Source organism: Nonomuraea guangzhouensis (assembly GCF_019396345.1).
In the GTDB taxonomy this organism is placed as follows: domain Bacteria; phylum Actinomycetota; class Actinomycetes; order Streptosporangiales; family Streptosporangiaceae; genus Nonomuraea; species Nonomuraea guangzhouensis.
The window spans coordinates 1-521 of the sequence record NZ_JAHKRM010000126.1 but is presented as its reverse complement, the minus strand read 5'-3'; the positions used below and the strand labels follow the sequence as shown (position 1 = coordinate 521).

Genomic DNA, 521 nt, shown 5'->3' with positions numbered 1-521 from the left:
GGCGACTGGACCGACACGGCCGTCATCATGCTCGTGATCGTGGTCAACACCTCCGTCGGGGTGGCGCAGGAGATCCGCGCCGACCGAGCCATCACGGCGTTGTCCCAGCTCACCGCCCCTGTGGCCCGCGTGATCCGCGACGGCGCCCAGACGCAGGTGCCGGCAGCCGATGTCGTCGTGGGAGACCTGCTGGTGCTGGCCGAAGGCGACATCATCGTGGCCGACGCCACGCTGGTGGAGTCGGCGGCACTGCTCGTCGACGAGTCCTCCCTGACCGGCGAGTCGGTGCCGGTGGACAAGGCCGCAGGCGACCCGGTCTCCTCCGGCACCGTCGTGGTCAGAGGGCGTGGCCGGGCCGCGGTCACCGCCGTCGGAGCGGCCAGCGCCGGCGGCCGCATCGCCGCCCTGATGGTCGAGGGGGCCGGTCTCACGCCGTTGCAACAGCGCCTGATGGGAGTGGGCCGCCTGCTGGCCGGCGTCACGGTGTTGCTGTCCGCGCTGGTGCTGGCCCTGGGCCTGGT

The 521-nt window shown here is 72.7% G+C and carries 1 protein-coding gene; it reads left to right on the top strand.

The features are described 5' to 3' along the window. Positions 1–521: HAD-IC family P-type ATPase (locus tag KME78_RS63710; RefSeq protein ID WP_219539968.1), on the top strand; the 521-nt coding region annotated here is incomplete at both ends.